The following is a 20,218-nucleotide window of genomic DNA, read 5'->3' as shown; positions in this document are numbered from 1 at the left end:
GAACTTTTTGCCTGTTAATTTGGGGCGAGTGCATCGATGCGATTCTAGCTTCAAGCAACTGCGGTATGTCCACCCGACGCTTTTTGCAGCCTGAAAAATTGGCCCGGGGGCGATCTGATGCCAGTCGCTCCGAGAATTGAGAAGGGAAGTGTGATCTAAATCACAGGCATTTGCCAAACCAATTGCTGAGCATCTTTGGGCCCACACACTTAGAATCGAGATTACTACAGTGGCTTCTATAATTGTGTTTAAATGTTGTTCTGAAGCTGTGTTGTCCAGTCAGCAGAGCCCCCTAGACAGATTCATGCTTTCGGTCTGGTTTATTTCACTTTAATGGTCGCTGTTGGGTGTTGCACCTTAATTTAGATATTTCCTATGGTTAAGTTAGGTCAATCCTCCTTTCGCCGTATTTTACTGTCGCGGATTTTGTTGCTCAGCGTACCTGTTCTACTGGTGGGGGAGTATGTTACCTATCGCAAGGCACGCTCGACGCTTCTGGAAACTGCTCGTCAAAACTTGACAGAAAGTGCAGTCAGAAAAGCAGAAACTATTGAACAGTGGGCGAAATCGCTGAAGTCGAATCTGATCGGCGCTTCGGAAAGCTCGATGTTGCAGTCGGTAAATCCGAAGGATTATCAAAAGTTTATCGCCCAATTAGGGCAGCGGTTGCCAGCACAGGTTGATTGCTTGCAATTGACTAATTTAAAGACAAATCAAGTGATAGCAAGCACTTGCGGGCAGCAGCCGATTCAGTCGCTGCCGGCAAAATTTTGGCCGCCCGTACAGCAGCAGCAAACGCTGCTGGACGACAAGAGCGTTTACATCAGCCTGTCCTTGCCTCAGCAGCGACAGGGGACAGCAAACGATCGGAAGGGGGCTTTGGGGGCTGAGGATTTTCCTGATGCGGGTAAAGAAGGCCGCGATAGCCAAGCGAGTTTGGTGTTGAGCGCTCCTGTTTACATTCGTCGGGGCAATACCCTGCAGTTGAGTTATGCTTTGAGTTTGCAGTCGGCATTGCCTGTGCAAACCAGCGCTCCCAAGGGTTCTTTAGCAGGCTATACGGTGGCGATCGACCAAGATGGGACGATTTTGGCGCACCCGAATATCAACCGCGTCGGCCGCAATATCGCCCAAGAGGCAGATGCCGATCGACTCAAAAGTATTGTCAAAAGGGCGATCGCAGGCGGAACAGCTTTTCTGCATCTATTTTCGTTTGAAAGAAATGGTGTAGAGTTGCTAGCAGGATACGCCGCTATTCCGAGTCCTTCAACTCAACAGGAGAACAGCAAGTGGATTATTTTGGCTGTTTCTCGTTTAGATTACGCTCTGTCAGGTTTGGAAGAAATTCAGCAAGTTTTATTTAATTTAATTGTAGGTTTGGTTGCTGCTAGTATCATCGCGACTTTATATCTGTCTCGCGACTTGGCGCGTCCTGTGGAAAAACTAAGAGACTACGCGATGAAAGTAGATACAGAAGCGTCGCAGACAGTGCCCCAAGATTTCCAAATTAGGGAATTCAATCAACTATCAGAAGCACTCAACAGCATGGTGCAGCGCCTCAGATCCTGGGCGAGAGAATTGGAAGTCGCAACCAAAGAAGCGCAAGTTGCCAATCAATTAAAAAATGAATTTTTGGGGAATATTTCTCACGAATTGAGAACGCCGCTCAACGGGATTATTGGTTTTATTCAAATTGTGCGGGACGGCTACTGCGATGACCGAGATGAAGAAATGGAATTTTTACAGCGGGCCCACGACTCGTCCATGCAATTGCTCAATATTATTAATGATATTTTGGACATTGCTAAAATAGAATCCGGCACGTTCTCGATGATGTTAGAAGTAGTTGACATTACTCAGGTACTTGAAGACGCGATTGATTTGCAAGCGAGTCAAATTGAGGAAAAAGGCTTGAAGTTAAGTTTGCCAGAACCTCACGATCCGATTATCGTTCATGCCGATCCAGAGAAGCTAAAACAGGTGTTTTTAAATGTTTTGAGCAATGCCGTTAAGTTTACAGAGTCGGGCAGCATTAATATATCTGTGCGGCTAGAATCGAGGACTAATGCTGGTAGTTTTAACGGCAGTGGGGAAAGTATGACGGGTCCCAGCGGTCAAAGCGATTGGGTGGTGGTGACAATTAAAGATACGGGAATTGGTATTGATCCCGAGCACCAGCAGAAATTGTTTCAACCTTTTGTGATGGCTGATGGTTCTACAACTCGCAGGTTTGGCGGTAACGGTTTGGGCTTGGCTATCTCGCGAAGGATAATGGAATCTATGATCGGAAGCATTACCCTGCACAGCGCGGGCGTGAATCAAGGTACTACGGTGATGATTTCTTTGCCTGTCAATCAGCAGTCAAGTTTTTATTTTCACAGCCCGGACTTAGTAACGGAAAAGGGAAATTTCAAAAGTTGAGGAGTAATTTTCCCAATCTAAAATCTAAAATCTAAAATCTAAAATGGTATTAGGGGCTGTCCGCCGAGTTCGAGGGATTTGCTCAAAGTGCTGAGAATGCGGATTAATTCGACGGAGGCCGCGCCCGAAGAGGTAGGACAGGGGGTATTTGTTTGCACGCAGTTGAGGAAGCGATCGCACACTCTCCGCAGCGGTTCTACTTGTTCTAAACTCAACACTTCGCGATGTCTGAGGCTTGTTCGCTGCAGCGCGATCCTCTTCGTTGGCGTAGCCCCCGTAGGGGCGGGCTTCGCTAAGGCACTTTCAAAACAGTTATTCTCTTCGGCTCCCCAATCTGGATTGCCGCGCTGCACAATCAGGGGAGTTTCTGGCGACATTTCATCAAAAATCAAGGTTCCCAAACTCCCAACAACTGTTAAGCGCCGTTGTTTGTCAGGATTTAGCCAGCACAGATGAATAAACGCTTGAAATCCGTCAGGATAGGTGAGTGTTACCCAAACTAAATCTGCTAGTTTTTCTGCCGGATTAGTAGTCACCAGCGAAGGAGCAAATTGATTTCCAATTTCTGCTGCTTCTTGATTTATTCCTTCTTCCTTCTTCCCTCTTCCTTCTTCATTCTTCCTCCTTCCTTCTTCCTTCGGAAATACAGTACCCATCGCCCTTACTTCAATTGGCGTTTGTTCCAGCCAAGTATTGAAAATAGCGATATCGTGAACGGCCAAGTCCCAAAGGGCATCAACGTCATGGCGAACCGGTTCAAAATGGGTGCGCTGGGCGTAACCGTAGCGCAATTTTCCGAGTTGATGCTGTTGAATAATTCTTTGGCCTCGATCGACTGCTGGATGAAACAGATAAGTGTGGTCAACGAAGAGTTGCCGCTGCTGTTTTTCGGCTAATTGGCAGAGTTCTATGGCTTCAGTGAGGTTGAGGGCGAGGGGTTTTTCTGCTAAGACGTGGTAGCCTTGTTGCAGCGCTGCTGCTGCGAGGGTGTAGTGTGTGGAAGCTGGAGTAGCGATCGCCACAGCTTGCAGTCCCGGCAAGGCTTGCACTTGAGACCAATCGGTAGCTAGAATCACCGAAGCATCAAGATTAAACTGTTTTTGAACCGTCGCCAATGAATCTTGATTCGGGTCTACCACCGCTAAAACTTCGCTGTTGGGATGTTCCAGAAAGTTGCGAATTAAGTTAACTCCCCAGCGACCTGCACCCAATACAGCTATTCCGATTTTCATTGATTATAATTTCAAAAATCGCACAGGAATTATAGCATATTTTGTTATTATTATCTATGTTTTAACTCAAAAAAATCACTGTTGACTGACTACTGACTATTAACTAATTTATTAAAAGCTGCCTGAGCCGCTGCTTGTTCCGCCGCTTTGATTGATCGACCTTTTCCCTCTGCTACCAACTTTCCCTGAATGAGAACTTCTGCTGTAAAACGATCTTCCCCGCCCTGTACTGTCCCGGTTTCTTGGACGCTATATTTGGGCAAAGTTTTGTATTTGCCTTGAGTCAACTCTTGGAGAGCAGCTTTGTAGTTTTGGCGGGCAGGATCGCTGCGGATTTCCGCCGCTAGGCGTTGAAAGTGAGAATCTAGCCAAGGGCGAATTAATTCTAACGTCTGGGTACTCAAATAAAGCGCAGCCAGTACCGCTTCCAAAGCATCTGCCAGCCGGGGTTCAGCGCCTGTTTTGTCCGAGGCGGCACTGCTGGAAACAATTAAATAGCGATCGAACCCGTAACTTTCAGCGATTTTAGCAAGAATGCGATCGCTCACCAATATCGATCGAATAGCAGCAAATTCCCCCACTGTACAGTCTGGATAAATTTCAAACAACAATTCCGACGCAGCCAGCCGCACAACTGCATCCCCGACAAACTCTAGCTGCTCGTAATTTGCCTTAGCTGACGCGCTCGCATGAGTCAAAGCTAAATCGAGGAGATGCCATTTTATCGAAGCATCCTTCGTCAGTCCCAATTTTTGAATTAATGTTTCAAGTTGCTTTTGGCGACCCGGATAAATCATACCCTTTTAGATTTTAGATTTTAGATTTTATATTTTATAATTAATTGCGAATGACGGATGACTATCCGGGATTGGAGCTTGTCTAAAGTTGCATATTTTTTGGAAAATTGTCTCAATTTCATATCACTAAAAAGCTTTTTATTAAAAAATATATAGTTTTTGTTGTGCTTATATTCCGCTCTTTCAAGGTTGTGAATAAGTGCCTCAAACGCTGGAAATCTGTGCTTCTGGCTATCGATAAATCTTCTTTATTTGATAGATTATTAGCAATAAATAACATATCAAGAATAAAGCTCAACGGTTACGATGACGCAAACACCTTAACTGCACCTTGACCAATCTGCCCCTAAGCACCTTACCCAAATTTGGGTGGGGAAAAAGTCGGACATAAGCCGGGTTCTGTTCTCTCAACTGCAAGCAGTTTTCGAGGGCAGTTATCTATCTGGGGCGCCTGTTACCAGACGCCTCAAGCGGTACCAAAAAACGGAACTGGTAAAAAACCAACCATAGTTCCTCCGACCTTGCTCCCAACTGGGGTTTACCGAGCCAGCACCTCTCGATGCTGCTGGTGCGCTCTTACCGCACCTTTGCACCCTTACCAAATTAGTTTTTGCTTCCCAGTCAAAAATCCTCAGTTACTTACTAATGACCAATGACTGCTGACTAATGACTAATTGGCGGTATCTTTCTGTGGCACTATCCTCACGATCGCTCGCACTGGGCGTTACCCAGCAAGTTTGGTTTTTCGGGAGCCCGGACTTTCCTCAGACAAGCTTTCGCTAATCCGCAACCGCCTGCGCCTACTTTTTCCCCAGATTTATTGTACGCGATCGTTCGTCAATCAATTTGGGATTTGAGATAGAAGATTTTAACTTGTCGCCCGCTTAATTTGGACATTTGTGTTTATTCAAACTCTTGTACGGTCTGCCCGAAAGCCCGCCCAACAATTAAATTACCATGCAAATCCCCTTAAATTCACTCACGGATGAATCAGGGGGCTGAAAAGCTGGGAATTACGATCCAAGGATTTATGGCACGGATTCCACTAGGGGCAGGAAACCTTTTTACCTAACATAATTTTTAATTATTCAATCTTCAATCCCCAATTTCCAATCTTCAATTCAGTTACTTTAATGAGTCATCTTTGATAGTAGAAAAATTATCAAACCAGCCACGCCGCCAGAAGAAGTAAACTAAACCAGAGGCGATCGCTAGCATAATTGCCCAACAAAGCGGATAGCCAAAATACCAATTTAGTTCCGGCATATTCCAGGGGGATTTCTCTGTATTGAAATTCATCCCGTATACTCCCGCAACAAAAGTTAGAGGAATAAATATACTCGAAATCACCGTCAGCAACTTCATGATTTCATTCATTTTATTACCAACCGAAGACAAGTAAACATCCATCAAACCCGAAGATAACTCTCGATAGGTTTCGACCATATCCATCACCTGCACCGTGTGATCGTAACAGTCGCGCAGGTAAATTCGCACTTCGGGACTAATCAAATCATTGCTATCTCGAATCAAAACATTAATTGCATCCCGCTGCGGCCAAATGGCGCGGCGCAGAGTCAGCAATTCTCGCCGGATTTTATAGATTTTTTCCAGGGTTTTGCGGGTGGGGTTCACCACCACTTCATCCTCTAGTTCTTCAATGCGCTCTCCGTAAACTTCTAATACAGGGAAGAATCCATCTATAATCGAATCTAACAGAGTATAAGCCAGATAATCGGCTCCGTGTTTGCGAATTATTCCTTGTCCTTTACGAATGCGATCGCGCACTGGTTCAAAACAATCATAGTCCGGTTCTTCCTGAACAGTTAACAGGTAATGCTTTCCCAAAATCAGACTTACTTGTTCTTTATGAAAAGTATCTAATTCTGGCTGAAGCATCACCATCCAAGCAATGATTAAAATGTGTTCTTCATAGTCTACTACTTTCGGTCGCTGGGGAACATTAACTACATCTTCTTGGGCCATTAGGTGTAAATTAAACACTTCGCCCATTTGTCGCCAAGTTTCTTTGTTTCCCAATCCCAACATATCAACCCAAGAAACAGATGCTGTATCTAAATACGCAGCAGCTTTTTGAGGATTTGCCAATTTGGCGCGAGTTGCGGCTGTTTCGCAATAGTCAATTAATACAATCTCCGGAGGCGGCGCATCTGGTTCTAAGTCGAGAGTTCCCGGCGGAGCCCCCGGATCGTCATAAAAATAGTCAACATAGGAATCATCATCATCATCTTCTTCTTTAATTTGTTTTGCAACGGCACTAGAAGTATGTATGCTTTTGTATACCATGCTAATATTCCTGACTTTAGAACCTTTAATTAGATTATCATTTTTCTGGTGCAACTACCAATTACCAATGACTAATTACCTCTGCCGAATGGGAATCTCGATCGCGAATTCAGTTCCCTCTCCAGGCGCGGAAATGCACCGCAGCGTTCCCCCGTGTCTTTCCACCACAATCTGATAGGATATAGACAGTCCCAAACCTGTACCTTTACCTACGGGTTTAGTAGTAAAAAACGGGTCAAATACCCGAGATTTAACAGATTCTGTCATTCCCGACCCGTTATCTGAAATTGCGATCACCACCCGATTGTTCTCCAGTACCTCAGTGCGAATCCGAATCCACGGCAATGTGTCGCAAGTTAAAGGTAAACTAGCAAAATCTTGCCCTTCCTCTTCCGAATAATTCCCCAGTTCCAACTTCCTATTCCTGACATCGGCTAAAGCATCAATAGCATTATTTAAAATATTCATAAACACTTGATTTAACTGTCCCACGTAGCACTGTATCGGCGGTAATTTTTCATATTCTTTAACTATTTGAATATGACGATTCCTGCCATTTTCTTTGATCTTGTGTTGCAAAATTAACAGAGCGCTGTCTATTCCCTCGTGAATATTAACACGCTTAAGATCGGATTCTTCCAGGCGGGAAAAATTACGCAAAGACAGAACTATTTGACGAATTCGCTCGGCTCCGGTTTGAATTGAACTCAGCAGATGCGGGAAATCCTCTTTCATGAATTCCAGTTCTATTTCTTCTGCCAAATCTTGGATAACAGCAACAGGTTCCGGGTAGTGTGCGTGGTACAAACTGCACAGTTCCAGCAAGTTTTTGGCATATTCGCTAGCGTAAGTGATATTACCATAAATAAAACTGACAGGATTATTGATTTCGTGAGCAATTCCCGCCACTAGCTGTCCCAAACCCGACATTTTTTCCGCTTGAATTAGTTGAGCTTGAGTCCTGCCTAATTGTTTCAGTGTTTGCTCTAGCTGGCGATTTTTATGTTTTAATTGAGCTTCGGCTTGTTTGCGCTTGGTAATATTGCGGGCTAGAATAATAATCTGATCTGAATTAAACGGCAACAGTCGGGCTTCATAAGTTTTTTCTCCTCCCGACATGGAAAGCGAATATTCTATGTCGATAGAATTTCTTGTTTCGGAAATTTCCAAGATTGCTTGGGAAAATTGGCTGGCGACATTCTGTGGCAATATGTCTGTCATGCGTTGGCCAAGAAAATGTTCGGGAGGCACGTATAAATTCGAGGACGTTCCTGACAAATAATCCACAATTATACCGTCAGCATCTAGTCTAAAATACAAATCAGGCAAAGCGCGAAAAACTGCTTCTAACTCTAAAGTTTTTTGGCGCAATGCTTCCTCGGCGTAGTACCGATCGCTAATATCAAAAATCACCCCATCCAAATAGCAAACGTTTCCATCTGCGTCGAACACAGGAGAACCTTTATCCCACACCCATTTAACCGTACCGTCTGCTGCTAGCAAGCGATATTCCAAGTTATAAGACTCTTTCTTTTCTATACCTTGCCGAATAGTTGCTTCTACTTTTGCCAAATCTTCCGGATAAATAATACTAGCAAAAGTCCTGCCTCTCCTGTCCAAACGCAAAATAAAATCTGTCGCATGGTAGCCGATTAATAAGTAAACGGCATCGCTAATAAAATTAGTCGAAAAATCACACCTCCAGCGATAAACCACTCCCGGAATATTAGCTACCAAAGATCTAAATCTTGATTCACTCCTACGCAAAGCTGCTTCCGATTCATGTCGTTCGGTAATATCGTGAGCGAAAGCTAGAACTGCAAATACATTACCTTCTGCGTCGCGCAGGGGAAGTTTTTGGGTATCAAAAATATTTACTGAACCGTCAGCAATAGTTGCCGGGTCGCAGGGATTGTGGATGATTTCGCCGGCCAGTACAGCAGAGTCGTCTGTGCGGAAGCCTCGGATATTTTTGGCGGCATTCCCAAACACGAGGTCTTCAGAAAATCCTAATTCTAAATCGGATTTGCCAATTATTTCTTCGACTGTTTTGCCGATCGCTTGAGCGAAACTCCTGTTTGCCAAAATATAGCGAAATTTTTTGTCTTTGGCAAAAATCCAGTCGCTGGTTTTGTCTATTACTGTACGCAGGAGTTGTTCGGAACGTTCCGTTTTGTCCAACGACGCCTGCAGTTCTAGTTCTAGGCACTTGCGAGCAGTAATGTTTTCAAAAGCAACACCGACGCAGTTGTTGGGTAATGGAAAAGCTTTAATAGAAAAAGCGCGAGTTATTCTGCCCCCTTCATCGCAGTCAATATCTTCAAGTTCTACAGCTTTCTGGGTGCGAATTACCGCAGCAAATGCTTGGGGAATGTTTTTCGATCGCAGGTGGGGAAAAATCTCGTCGATTGTCATTCCCAAAACATCCGCCATTTCTAATCCGGTAAATAGGGTAGCTGCAGGATTTGAGGCGATCGCCCTCAGGGTGCTGTCATCGTCTATATTTTCTAAATGGTAGACGTACAAACCAATTTGCATATTCTCGACAATTTGGTCGTAGAGGCGCACGCTTTCGTCCACCTGCCTGCGTTCGGTAATATCTTCAGTAATCCCCAAAACGTACTGAGGACGACCTGCCGCGTCGAGAATTGGCACTTTGCGGGTGTGCAGTATTCTCATACCTTTGTGGCGAGTTTGGATCGGTTCTTCAGCTATGTCTTTAACAGTAGATTGGTTGCGATCGCCGGTCAATATTTCTCTGTCTTGAGCAGTAAAAACATCAGCTTGTTCTTTGGGGTAAATATCGTAGTCATTTTTGCCGATCGCCTCTTGAGAGGTAACACCTGCGATCGTTTCTCCCGCTTTATTCCACAGCACAAATTTCAGCGAAGAAGCATCTTTAGCAAAAACTCCCACCGGCAGATTTTCTACTACGGAATTCAGAAACCCTCTAGCTGATTTTAATTCAGCTTCTGCACGCTTGCGTTCGATGCCTAAAGCGATGACATCGGCAACCGACGCTAAAGTTTCCTGAAAGGGGGCTGTCAGGGGCTGGCGGCTGATAATTACCATGACTCCCACCAGCCGTTCTTCGACTATCAAAGGATAGCCGGCGAAGGTGAGAATTTGCTTAGGTATTGGGCAATTTGTCGGCTTTTGGCTGGTGTTGATAATTGCTACTTCGGAACTGTGTGGCGGTGTTGCTTTCGGGGATTCTTCCTCTGAGAGTCCAAAATTATTCAGTTCAAATCCGCAGTCAAATTCCGGTTTTTGCTGTTTGGCGATCGAGTTAACTTTACTTTCAATAAACCTAGCCCGATCGTCTGTGCGGCTGTAGATTCCAGAGGCTGCTTGCAATTGCCAAAGATTATGTTGAGAGTTGAAAGTCCAAATTTCAGCAGAAGCGACATCAAGATTCCGCACCATTGCCTCGCAGCAGGGAAGCAGGATATCTTGAGGGTGTTTGGTGAGGGCAATACCGACATCGGCTACCATTGCTGTGAGGCGAGAAGCTTGGGCTTTTTCTGCTTCCAACCGTTTGCGATCGGTGATATCTTCCACCAAAGAAAGCACGGTAAAAGTGTCACCACTGCGAATAATTGAGTTGAACCAGCGACACCAAATTACCTGTCCGCTTTTAGTATAGTTGCGGTTAATTGAAGTATTGCCGTTGCCAGTGGCTAGTTCAAGCTCGATCGCGCTTACAGCCTCTCTATCTTCTTCGCAAACCAAAGCCAAATCGCCGAACTGCTTGCCCATCATCTCATCGGATGTCCAGCCAAAGATTTCCTCGGCGCGTTTCGACCACTGAACGATGCGAAAATCTTCATCCCAGCCCACCATTGCCAGGGGACTGTTAGCTGCATTCAACCACAGTAAATGGTTCGATCGGCGTAACTGTTGAGTTTTCTGCTGCTGCCAGCGGTAGTGCCTGGTGATATCTCTACCAACGCCGAAAACCCGCATCTGGTTGCTAGAGGCATCCACCGCTGGCGTGTAAGCCGTTTCGTAAATTTTAATCCCGCCGTCTGCCGCCGTCACCTCATGAATTGCCAGCCGTTTTTTCCCGGTTATAAATACTTGTTGCAGGCAAGAATCAATCTGCAAAATTATATTTTTTACCGCAGGATTATTAGGATATAATTTCAATAATTCCTGATTAGTTTTGTTGATTATTTCAGCAGGCTCTAATCCCATCCAAGCCGCAGCAATAGGATTGATCGATAAATAATTTTGCTGTCGATCGCACTCTAGGAAAGCATCAACAGAGTTAGAGAAAAAAGACTGAAACGAGTTGATAACTTCCTGCATGGGTATTTTTTCATGAGAAAAGCTTAGTATTATGAAAACCTCGTGTATTTAGACTCATATGTTGCACCATTTTCAATAAGCTTTTATGAGCCGACAGGATGCCCACCCCACAAGAAATTAACTCTTTGTGGAACAGGGCGGAAAGCCTGTTCTTGAGAATTGTGCAAGATGTGAGTAGAGCGATCGAGGTAGCACGCATCAGGCAGTTTTCACCGCCTTGAATATTGATTATTCCTACACGGGGCTACTTGGTCGCTTGGCACTTTTACGATCTATTTTCAACGGAACAATTACCGTTTCCAATATTTCACCCGCGATCGCATAGCAGCTTGGGCTGACACCCATATTTTTGATAATCTAATCAGTTAAGACGATACCTAGTCAACTCTCTCTTTTGATTAGGGCATAAAGCCCAATCTCTTCAGAGCGGGGTGGTGACTTGCTTAAGCTCTAAAATTTGCCTAAAGTTAGTTTAACCCACTCAAATCTTTTTGGGCACTGTACTGCTGCGTTATTGCTGCGTTTCCCGGTGCAATTTTTGGCGCTGTTCCCTATAATACAAAAATTTTAAATAAATAGTATATTTGGAAATATAGCTTAATTACAGCAGATGCTCTTTTTTTAAACCAGACCCAGCGGATAAAAAAGTGAGATCGAGAGACGGGGAGACGGGGAGGTGGGTTAATCCACAACCTACGAGAAAAATGCTTAAGAAATGCCCGACAGCTTACCGATTCCCAATTCCCAATTCCCGATTCCCAATTCCCTATTCGGTAATCTGAAAGCGGTTTGGCAGTACGCCCAGCAAAGAACGCAAGCCGTGCAAAGCCATGTAACATAAAGATTGCGATATTTTTCTATGTAATATGGAACTATTAGATACCTTGATTGTGGGTGCGGGTATTAGCGGTTTGAGTTTGGCGCACGCACTTCACAAGGAAGCAACGAGTGCATCGCCGCTGAAGATTTTAGTCGCTGAGAGTCAGGGACGTGTGGGCGGGAACATCACCACTGTGACAGCCGAAGGGTTTCTCTGGGAGGAGGGCCCGAACAGTTTTTCGCCGACGCCAGAATTGATGAAGTTGGCTGTGGATGTGGGATTGAAGCAGGAGTTGATTCTTGCCGATCGCAAATTGCCTCGTTATGTTTATTGGCAAAAAAAGCTGCAACCGGTGCCGATGACTCCACCGGCGATGATTCAGTCTCAGTTACTGAGTTTTCCGGGAAAAATGCGGGCGTTGTTCGGGGCTTTGGGCTTTGTCGCGCCGGCAATGGGCGATCGACTTTCGCAGCAGGGTGACGAGGAAACTGTTTCTCAATTTTTCCGCCGTCATCTCGGTACGGAAGTGATGCAGCGGTTGGTGGAACCTTTTGTTTCTGGGGTTTATGCCGGCGATCCGCAACAACTTAGCGCGGCGGCGGCTTTTGGCCGGGTAGCAAAGATGGCTGATCTGGGTGGCGGGCTGGTGGCGGGGGCGCTGCTTTCTGCTAGGAAAAGACCGAAGAAATTGCCTGCAGACCCGAATGTTCCTAAAACTAGGCCGGGCGAGTTGGGTTCGTTCAAACAGGGGTTGAAGGCGCTGCCAGAGGCGATCGCTGCTCAATGGGGCGATCGAGTGAAACTCAACTGGCACCTGACTCGCCTCCAGCGTACAGAACGCGAAACTTACATTGCTGTATTCTCGACGCCCGACGGACAGCAGGAAGTTGAGGCGCGCACCGTGGTTTTGACAACGCCGGCTTACGTTACAGCCGATTTGTTGCAGCCTCTGCAACCGAAAGTTAGCAGTGCTTTACAAGCTTTTACTTATCCTACGGTTGCCTGCGTTGTGATAGCATACCCGCAGTCTGATGTCAAGGGTAAATTAGTAGGTTTTGGAAATTTAATTCCGAGGGGGCAGGGAATTCGCACTCTGGGGACGATTTGGACATCGAGTTTATTTGCCGGTCGCGCGCCGGCAGGGTGGCAAACTCTCAGCAGTTACATCGGCGGGGCTACTGATTCGGAAATTGGCAATCTCGACTCAGAACAAATCGTTCGTGAGGTGCACCGAGATTTGTCTCGGATTTTGCTGAAACCAGATGTGCCACAGCCAAAAGTTTTAGCGGTGAATGTATGGAAGCGGGCGATTCCTCAGTACAATTTGGGTCATTTCGATCGCCTGCAACAAATCGATGAGGGCTTAAAATCTTTGCCTGGGGTGTATTTGTGCAGCAACTACGTTGGCGGAGTGGCTTTGGGAGATTGCGTGCGAAGGGGTTTTGAGCGTGCACGAGAAGTGGGCGAGTATTTGCAGAACAAACAATCAGATACTCGATCTGAATGATTATGTGGAGAGGGCGGGTTTACCAATATCGAGTATGTTAATCCGAGATATTGGTGAACCCGCACCTACAGCCTTCTGCCTTCATATCCGATGCCCAATGCCGAATGTTACTAGGTTGTGGGTTCAAACTTGTAACCCACCCCCCTAACGGTTTGAATCATCGAAATTTGAGTGGCATCTGGTTCAATTTTGCGGCGAATTTGACCTATATGGACATCCACCACGCGATCGGCTCCTACATACTCGTAGTCCCACACTTCATGCAGCAATTCCGATCGCCTCCATACGCGACCGGGTTTGCTGGCCAAACAGTACAGCAGGTCGAATTCTAAAGCAGTCAAAGCAACTATCTGACTGCCGAGAATTACCTCGCGGCGAACCGGATCTATTAGTAGCTCTCCAAAAGTAAGAGTTTGTTGTTCGGCGGGAGTAACAATGCGTTTGCGCTTCAAAATTGCTGCAACGCGAGCTCCAATTTCTACAAGACTAAAAGGTTTAGTAATGTAGTCGTCAGCACCTTCGGCAAACCCTTTCATTTTGTCAGCTTCATCGGTTCGGGCAGTCAGCATCAACACAAACACGCCCGTGCGTCTTTGCATTTCTTGACACAGTTTGTAGCCAGTTGTATCAGGTAAATTTACATCTAGAACTACTAAGTCAGGATTGAGTTGCTCAAATAATTCCAGACCAGTCTGACCGTCCTCGCCAGACTCAACTTGATAACCTTGCTGGCTCAAAAAACGGTGAATTAAATTTCGGATTGCCGGGTCGTCATCAACCACAAGGATTTTTACAGGGGCCATGACCACAAGTTTGCTTGAAGAATTAGGCAAGAATATTCAGCCATAATAATAGAAAACTGGATACAAATCTCGAAAAAATTGAGCTTTTAATAGTTATAGCCATATTTATAACCTACGCAAAATTTCAGGCAATAAATCTCCAGGAACTTTGGATAAGGCTAAATTTTGGCCTGGCAGCCCACATTCACTATAGAAAGCTCTAATCGTTTTGACAATATAGCTCAATGCTGTTTGCCTGGAATCAGCAGCTTGGGAGTTTGCCGGGGCTTGCAGGTTGAGTTTATCCCCATATGTTAACCCTTTGTCATTGAGATGTTGTCCCCATTCGGCGCACACTTGCAACTGGTGGTGCAGTGCTGCTTCTAGATGGCTTGTCTGTGCAGCTTTATTAGCGGCAAAATCTGGTTCTATGGCTAGTTGATAGTGGGCTAGTCCAAGATTGTTGCGGGCGGCCAAGGCGTCAAAGGTGAGTTGGGTTCGATCGAGTTCTCCGGCGATATCCAGGGCGGCTTCGTAGGCGGTAATCGCCTGCTGCAATGATTCCGTCCGCGCTCGTTTCTGCTGAAACTGGTTCGCCAAATGCCAATAAGCGGTACCGAGATTATTGTAGGTGGCGGCTGCTGCTGCGGGTACTAATTCTCGGGTGCGGTATTTCAATGCTTCGCGGTAGGCCGAAATCGCCCTGACTAGCAGGGATTCTGAGGGTTCGTGCTGGGAGAGGTTCCAGCAGGCGGTACCGAGGTTGTTTTGTACTCCGGCATAGTTGAGGGGTTCTCGTTCGGGACTGTAGCAGGAGAGGGCTTGGGTGTAAGCTGCGATCGCGCTTTTGAGATATACGATCGGCTCACCATCTTGGGCTAAATTCCAGTATGCTGTCGCCAAATTATTCTGAGCAGCAGCGTACTGCTGGGGCTCCACGGCGGGGTCTAGATCCAGCAGCGCTTGTTGGTAAGCTGCAACTGCGTGCTGCAAGTTCTCTGTCTTGTCTCGATAGCGGGCTAAATCGGCCGAGGCGATTCCCAAATTTTTGTTTAATCTAACGCGGGTTTGGGGTACGGTTTCGCTATCTGTTCGGTTCAAACCTTCAAGGTAGAGCGCGATGCTGCGTTCAAGGCTGGATACCGGATCTGAGGCGTTGAGGGCATTGGTGCGATCGCGCGACAGCATCCAGTAGAGAGTGCCGAGATCGTTAAGCAGATCGGAAATTGGCGGTAGACTGTTGGACTCCTGGGCGTACTGAGTTAAATTTTGTGTCAATTGGGCAATCAGCCGCGCGCATTCATCAGTTAGTGGTTGATTTTGCTGCGATTTGGTGTCAACGTCGAGATATGCAATCACTTGTTCGATCGCGCGAATGGCTATTGTCAAGTTTTGCTCTGAAACGTCTCCGCCCAGGATGCGATCGCGGTAGTAATTCCCCAAACTGTGATAAGCCAAAGCCAAGGCTTCGCAAGAACACTGATGTTCTTGCAGCAGTTCGATGTATTGCAGAGTTTGCAGCGGCAGAAAATTCTCCTCTGATGTGGCATCATTTTCTGCTTCCAACTCCTCAGAGGCTGCTGCTAGCACCAAATCTGCCAGCTCGACGGATTTAGAATCAGGCGCTGGGGACGGGGGATGGGAAATTGGGGATGGTTCGTCATCTGTCAGTTGGACGGATTTAGAATCAGGCGCTGGAGACGGGGGATATGAACTTGGGGAGTGTTCGGGAATTGGGGATTGTCCAGACAAAGAAGATATTAAAAGTTTGTTGCCAAAGTCTCCGCTGTCCCGCAGGTTTCGCAAGTCTCCTGAGTTCCCGAAGTCATCAAAGTGCCCGAAGTCTCCCTTAGCTGGAGTTGGTTCGCCTTCAAACTCAAATACTCCGGTTCGCCAGTGCCAAAATTCCGGCGCCGATTGCTCGATCGAACTTAGCCAGGGCCGCGACACCCACAGCAACAGAGTAGACTCGCACATTTGCAGGTTTCCTTCGATGTCTCTCAAATAGCTCAGGAACGACCACTGCACGGCTGCTGACTGCCTGGTCAGGTGTTCTGCCCCAAGAATTTGAAATCCCGGCAAAGGGCTGTAGCTGCCCCTGTTTTGTGGCGGTGGGTGGTGGGTCAGCCATGCGGCGATCGAACCCCAAGGATTTGGATTGCTCAAGTCGAGTTCCAAACTGACAAATCGGGGGTAGTCGATCGGGGAGCGAGGATCTGAGCCAGCGCTCTCTGCGGCTAATTCTGCCTGCAAGCGGGCTGCCAGACAGTCCCGCAAGCACAAGTCGTCGCAGGCGGCAATAAAAATTTGACGGCGTAAATTGAGGTCGATCGCCTGTTTCAAGCGTTGGTAGATCAGCTTGTTCGAGCTAGAAACTTTTTGGGAAGGAATAGACATCAGGAGCAGCCGATTTTAGATTTTAGATTTTAGGTTTTAGGTTTTGGATTGTAGATTTTAGATTGTAGAGTTGAGAGTTGAAATCTCGATCGGTCATAACTCACAACTAAGCCCCGAAGGCAGTCAATCGCACCGATGATGACTAAAGGATTGTAGATTTTCAATTGGCAATTTTATGTGGGTGACGAACCAGTGTGATTAAGTGCAACCCAAGTCCCTGAAGCTGACAGCCGAGAGCAAAGAACCAAATTTCTGCTGGTCTTATATCGTTTCCGGTTGGATGGGAATGATCGAGTCAAGGTCAATAATTCCACATTCCCCCACTGCCCACTGCCCACTCCCTACTCCCTACTCCCCATCCCGAACGGTGTTAACGGAATTGATATTATTTAGCTTTCCAGCTTGCTCGGCACGCTTCAGGATTGTCGCAACTACCTGCTTTGTATTGAAACACAAAAACCATGTTTCCATTGGTTGGAAAACATGGTTTGTTGAATGATTATTTAAAATTGCGATTTGAAGCAGCTTTGAGTCTCAGCCCAGCTTTTAGACGGAAGCAGCCACAAACACCAAACCCGCGACCAACATGGCTGCTGCAATTCCCATGATGATATAGTTCCGTTGCTGATTTTTGTTGGGAGGTACGGCTTCATACACCTTCGGCTCTTTAGCAAAGTTGTTCAGGCGTCCATCGTCATCTTTGATGTAAGGCATCAGTCACAATCCTTAATATTTTTGATGTTTACAACTGTACCAAAAAAGCGCCCAGGAAAATTCGGCCATTTATTTGGAGGTGACAGTGCCTGTTTGGGGAGAAGAGGCGATCGCGTAATCTTTGATCGGCATTCTGCCTGCTAAGTACGCCATCCGCCCCGCTTCTGCTGCCATTCCCATTGCTTTTGCCATTGCCGGGGAATTTTGGGCATTGGCGATCGCGGAATTAATCAACAGTGCATCGGCTCCCATTTCCATTGCTCGGGCTGCTTCGCTGGGCGTTCCGATCCCCGCATCGACTACCACCGGAACATTTACCGTGTCAATAATTATTTGAATGTTGGCCGCATTGTTGATCCCTTGCCCTGAACCGATGGGCGAACCTAAAGGCATGACTGTCGCACAACCGACTTCTTCGAGGCGTTTGGCCAGGAGGGGATCGGCATTGATGTAGGGCAAAACGGCAAAACCTTCTTTGACTAATTGTTCTGCAGCTTCCAAAGTGCCGATCGGATCGGGCAGCAAATATTTAGCATCCGGAATCACTTCTAATTTGACAAAATTATTGTCTTCTTGCCCTAAAAGTTTCGCCATTTCCCGGCCCAAACGAGCTACTCTAATCGCCTCATCCGCAGTTTGACAACCGGCAGTATTTGGCAGCATCCAAATTTTCGTCCAATCAAGAGCCTCTGCCAATCCTTCATGACCGGGAGCATTTGTTTGCACTCGCCGCACAGCTACAGTCACAATTTCGCACCTGCTAGCGTTGACACTTTGCTGCATTTCTGCGATGCTGCGATATTTTCCCGTCCCCGTCATCAAGCGAGAATGAAAAGTTTTACCGGCAATAACCAGAGGTTTGTCTAAAGGTGGCGTTGCTGTGTCTACTGGATACCCAAAAATGCTGTACTCAAGTGCCTCTTCCCACTGTGTTCTGCCACCCATCATCTCTTCAAGCTGCCAACCTTCTTTTATGGTTAGATCGTCGCGGGTAACAGCATATAAAATTTGGCCTACAGTAATTAGTTTAGCATCTCGCGGCATATTATTTTTCAACCCGCACTCTACGATTTCTTTAAATTCACTGAAATGGTCTTCCATTTTGCCAGTCTTCCCTTGTAATGATTTGAATTTGTTTGGTGTTGGCAACAAAAATTATTTGTTGAATACGCTTTTGGGTATCCCAAAACAGACCTTTTTTGATGCCAGCGTTGATTTTCCAGCCATCGTAATTTTATCGGTTGATGTGAAAAACAACTACTGATGCACCTTGATTTTTTGCCCTGCTAATTCCTTCTTGAACTCGATATCTGATGTTTTGAGTCTGTTCTGTCAACTCCTTAAATTCGCAAATCTCACCGTCTATCTCAGCGTCTGGTGTTCTCACACGCTCTGCTGCTTGCTCACTCAACATTCTAACTCTCTTCCCTATTTTAGCCAAAATTGCAGCAAGAAAGATTTCCGAATTATTAAGATTATGTTGTTGGTGAATTAGCACAAATCCGCCAGCTATCTCATCAAAATAATATCGCCGATGTTCTGGTTATGCATTTTCATAGATGGCTCTGCTTGTCTAGATATATTCTGAATTCACCGTTACTATACTCTCAATGGACTCCGAGCGGGTAGAGTTAAAGGTATGAAATCAACTGTTGAGCAACTGGCTAAAATTGGAATATTTGCCAGCTTAAACCAAACTGAATTAGAACGATTGCAAGAACACACAGTAATTTGCAGTTACCGACAGGGAGAAGTTGTGATGTATGAGGGCGATCGCATCCCCGAAAAATTATACACTCTTTTGAGCGGTTCTCTGCGGGTTGCAAAAACAGCGGCGGCGGGCAAAGAAACAATTCTCCGCACTTTATTTCAGGGAGATATTTTTGCCGCACCTGCTTTGCTAGGCAACGGCATTGCCCCCGCAACGGTGACTGCAGAAACTGATGTGGAAGTTCTTACCACAGAACGGGAAGTTTTGCTAGCAGCAATTCGGGAAAATCCTGAGATTGCCTTGCGAATATTGGCGGTTTTTAATCAGCGGTTGCAACAACTGCACGACACTGTGCACGGTTTGGTGTCGGAAAGGGCGATCGTCCGGCTGGCCCGATTTATTCATTACTTTGCCGTCGAGCAAGGTACAAAGATTGCGGATAATAGTGTATGTTTAGAAAAACGTTTTCCCTACTATCAAATTGCTCGCAGTATTGGAATTACCTACGAAGAATGCGTGCGGTTGTTTAAGAAACTAAAACCGTTTGTCTCCTACAGTCGAGGCGGTAAAATTATTGTATTGGATTGGGAAAAACTGCAGGATGTCGCCGCTGGAGATGAAATATACTAACATATTAACATCCCAATTATTGTATGGCTGCTTTCACAAACAATATTTGACTGCCACTAACTATATAAAACCGCCCCCAGAATCGATTAATCGGGGCGAGTTTATGAGGTTGAGTTTAAGGAATTATGGTTGTTAAACCGCCCAAACAGCTATATTTCGGTAATTAATTGACTTCAGAAAGTGTCAAAATAAACGCCAAATTTTCTTCAGCTTTCAAAGCGTGAAGAGCTTTACCAGGCATAAAGACAAATACCCCCGGTTCCAAAACAATATCCTTGCCTTCCAAAGTCAAAATACCCTTTCCTTCTATGACATTAACTGTGGCGTTCCGTGCCGAAGAGTGTTCCGAAATTTCTGTTCCTGCTGCCAGACAAAACAAACTGTACTGACAATTCTTGTCTTTGACTAAAATTTTGTTCAGGACTCCGGCGGCGGGATATTCAATTGCGTCTCGAAGTTGGATTGCTGAAGATTGTAGCGGTAAAAGAGTAGTAGTCATAGTTTTTGACAATTAATTAATTTGGTCACAAGCCTTGAATTTATCAGTGGCTTCGCTTTCTGCCATCGAAAAGTGAAAATCGAAAATCGA

Annotated in this window: 14 protein-coding genes and 1 other RNA gene; 4 read left to right on the top strand and 11 right to left on the bottom strand. The window is 45.9% G+C overall.

All coding sequences use genetic code 11. The features are described from left to right. Window positions 1–375 precede the first annotated feature (375 nt). A complete protein-coding gene (locus tag QUA27_RS19750) occupies window positions 376–2,421 on the top strand; it encodes a sensor histidine kinase (protein ID WP_333069900.1) in 2,046 nt (681 codons plus the stop codon). A 38-nt stretch (window positions 2,422–2,459) separates the two neighbouring features. On the opposite strand, the gene QUA27_RS19745 is transcribed toward QUA27_RS19750, so the two are convergent. From QUA27_RS19745 to QUA27_RS19725, 5 genes are all read right to left on the bottom strand, one after another. After that, window positions 2,460–3,653, bottom strand: coding sequence for a Gfo/Idh/MocA family protein (locus tag QUA27_RS19745; protein WP_333069899.1), 1,194 nt, complete (start codon window positions 3,651–3,653; stop codon window positions 2,460–2,462). A gap of 89 nt (window positions 3,654–3,742) precedes the next feature. Beyond that, window positions 3,743–4,450 carry a ribonuclease III gene (rnc, locus tag QUA27_RS19740; RefSeq protein WP_333069898.1) on the bottom strand — a complete coding sequence of 236 codons (708 nt, stop codon included), beginning with the start codon at window positions 4,448–4,450 and terminating at the stop codon, window positions 3,743–3,745. A 373-nt stretch (window positions 4,451–4,823) separates the two neighbouring features. Next, an RNA gene (rnpB, locus tag QUA27_RS19735) (RNase P RNA component class A) lies at window positions 4,824–5,257 on the bottom strand. A gap of 318 nt (window positions 5,258–5,575) precedes the next feature. Next, window positions 5,576–6,757, bottom strand: a complete 1,182-nt coding sequence (gene corA, locus QUA27_RS19730; protein ID WP_333069897.1) for a magnesium/cobalt transporter CorA — start codon at window positions 6,755–6,757, stop codon at window positions 5,576–5,578. 75 nt (window positions 6,758–6,832) lie between these two features. Next, on the bottom strand, window positions 6,833–11,068 hold the full coding sequence (locus QUA27_RS19725) for a PAS domain-containing protein (RefSeq protein WP_333069895.1): 4,236 nt from the start codon (window positions 11,066–11,068) through the stop codon (window positions 6,833–6,835). A 715-nt stretch (window positions 11,069–11,783) separates the two neighbouring features. Here QUA27_RS19725 and QUA27_RS19720 point away from each other — a divergent pair. Then, complete coding sequence (locus tag QUA27_RS19720; protein ID WP_333069894.1) at window positions 11,784–11,909, top strand: hypothetical protein; 126 nt, start codon at window positions 11,784–11,786, stop codon at window positions 11,907–11,909. A 25-nt stretch (window positions 11,910–11,934) separates the two neighbouring features. Then, the gene (hemG, locus tag QUA27_RS19715; protein WP_333069892.1) at window positions 11,935–13,395 is read left to right on the top strand and encodes a protoporphyrinogen oxidase; all 1,461 of its coding nucleotides are present in this window, start codon (window positions 11,935–11,937) and stop codon (window positions 13,393–13,395) included. A 110-nt stretch (window positions 13,396–13,505) separates the two neighbouring features. Here hemG and QUA27_RS19710 read toward each other — a convergent pair whose 3' ends face one another. From QUA27_RS19710 to QUA27_RS19690, 5 genes are all read right to left on the bottom strand, one after another. Then, window positions 13,506–14,198, bottom strand: a complete 693-nt coding sequence (locus tag QUA27_RS19710; RefSeq protein ID WP_333036365.1) for a response regulator transcription factor — start codon at window positions 14,196–14,198, stop codon at window positions 13,506–13,508. Between the two features lie 105 nt (window positions 14,199–14,303). Beyond that, window positions 14,304–16,574: a tetratricopeptide repeat protein gene (locus tag QUA27_RS19705; RefSeq protein ID WP_333069891.1), complete on the bottom strand. Its 2,271-nt coding sequence runs from the start codon at window positions 16,572–16,574 to the stop codon at window positions 14,304–14,306. Window positions 16,575–17,120: 546 nt separating this feature from the next. Continuing rightward, window positions 17,121–17,288: a photosystem II assembly protein Psb34 gene (gene psb34 / locus QUA27_RS19700; RefSeq protein ID WP_015177107.1), complete on the bottom strand. Its 168-nt coding sequence runs from the start codon at window positions 17,286–17,288 to the stop codon at window positions 17,121–17,123. A 69-nt stretch (window positions 17,289–17,357) separates the two neighbouring features. Beyond that, window positions 17,358–18,389: a thiazole synthase gene (locus tag QUA27_RS19695; RefSeq protein WP_333069889.1), complete on the bottom strand. Its 1,032-nt coding sequence runs from the start codon at window positions 18,387–18,389 to the stop codon at window positions 17,358–17,360. 133 nt (window positions 18,390–18,522) lie between these two features. After that, the gene (locus QUA27_RS19690; protein ID WP_333069888.1) at window positions 18,523–18,702 is read right to left on the bottom strand and encodes a CdiA C-terminal domain-containing protein; all 180 of its coding nucleotides are present in this window, start codon (window positions 18,700–18,702) and stop codon (window positions 18,523–18,525) included. A gap of 225 nt (window positions 18,703–18,927) precedes the next feature. Here QUA27_RS19690 and QUA27_RS19685 point away from each other — a divergent pair, with 225 nt between their 5' ends. Continuing rightward, window positions 18,928–19,629 carry a Crp/Fnr family transcriptional regulator gene (locus QUA27_RS19685; protein ID WP_333069886.1) on the top strand — a complete coding sequence of 234 codons (702 nt, stop codon included), beginning with the start codon at window positions 18,928–18,930 and terminating at the stop codon, window positions 19,627–19,629. A gap of 163 nt (window positions 19,630–19,792) precedes the next feature. Here QUA27_RS19685 and QUA27_RS19680 read toward each other — a convergent pair whose 3' ends face one another. Then, window positions 19,793–20,128, bottom strand: a complete 336-nt coding sequence (locus tag QUA27_RS19680; protein WP_333069884.1) for a cupin domain-containing protein — start codon at window positions 20,126–20,128, stop codon at window positions 19,793–19,795. Window positions 20,129–20,218 lie beyond the last annotated feature (90 nt).

Source organism: Microcoleus harperi Pol14_C6 (assembly GCF_036701295.1).
Lineage (GTDB): Bacteria > Cyanobacteriota > Cyanobacteriia > Cyanobacteriales > Microcoleaceae > Microcoleus.
This window is presented reverse-complemented; position numbering and strand designations above follow the sequence as displayed.

Excerpts from the sequence above, each read along its gene's own strand:
- QUA27_RS19750 (WP_333069900.1), top strand. The coding sequence starts at position 376 with ATGGTTAAGTTAGGTCAATCCTCCTTTCGCCGTATTTTACTGTCGCGG.
- QUA27_RS19745 (WP_333069899.1), bottom strand. The coding sequence starts at position 3,653 with ATGAAAATCGGAATAGCTGTATTGGGTGCAGGTCGCTGGGGAGTTAAC.
- rnc (WP_333069898.1), bottom strand. The coding sequence starts at position 4,450 with ATGATTTATCCGGGTCGCCAAAAGCAACTTGAAACATTAATTCAAAAA.
- corA (WP_333069897.1), bottom strand. The coding sequence starts at position 6,757 with ATGGTATACAAAAGCATACATACTTCTAGTGCCGTTGCAAAACAAATT.
- QUA27_RS19725 (WP_333069895.1), bottom strand. The coding sequence starts at position 11,068 with ATGCAGGAAGTTATCAACTCGTTTCAGTCTTTTTTCTCTAACTCTGTT.
- QUA27_RS19720 (WP_333069894.1), top strand. The coding sequence starts at position 11,784 with ATGCCCGACAGCTTACCGATTCCCAATTCCCAATTCCCGATTCCCAAT.
- hemG (WP_333069892.1), top strand. The coding sequence starts at position 11,935 with ATGGAACTATTAGATACCTTGATTGTGGGTGCGGGTATTAGCGGTTTG.
- QUA27_RS19710 (WP_333036365.1), bottom strand. The coding sequence starts at position 14,198 with ATGGCCCCTGTAAAAATCCTTGTGGTTGATGACGACCCGGCAATCCGA.
- QUA27_RS19705 (WP_333069891.1), bottom strand. The coding sequence starts at position 16,574 with ATGTCTATTCCTTCCCAAAAAGTTTCTAGCTCGAACAAGCTGATCTAC.
- psb34 (WP_015177107.1), bottom strand. The coding sequence starts at position 17,288 with ATGCCTTACATCAAAGATGACGATGGACGCCTGAACAACTTTGCTAAA.
- QUA27_RS19695 (WP_333069889.1), bottom strand. The coding sequence starts at position 18,389 with ATGGAAGACCATTTCAGTGAATTTAAAGAAATCGTAGAGTGCGGGTTG.
- QUA27_RS19690 (WP_333069888.1), bottom strand. The coding sequence starts at position 18,702 with ATGTTGAGTGAGCAAGCAGCAGAGCGTGTGAGAACACCAGACGCTGAG.
- QUA27_RS19685 (WP_333069886.1), top strand. The coding sequence starts at position 18,928 with ATGAAATCAACTGTTGAGCAACTGGCTAAAATTGGAATATTTGCCAGC.
- QUA27_RS19680 (WP_333069884.1), bottom strand. The coding sequence starts at position 20,128 with ATGACTACTACTCTTTTACCGCTACAATCTTCAGCAATCCAACTTCGA.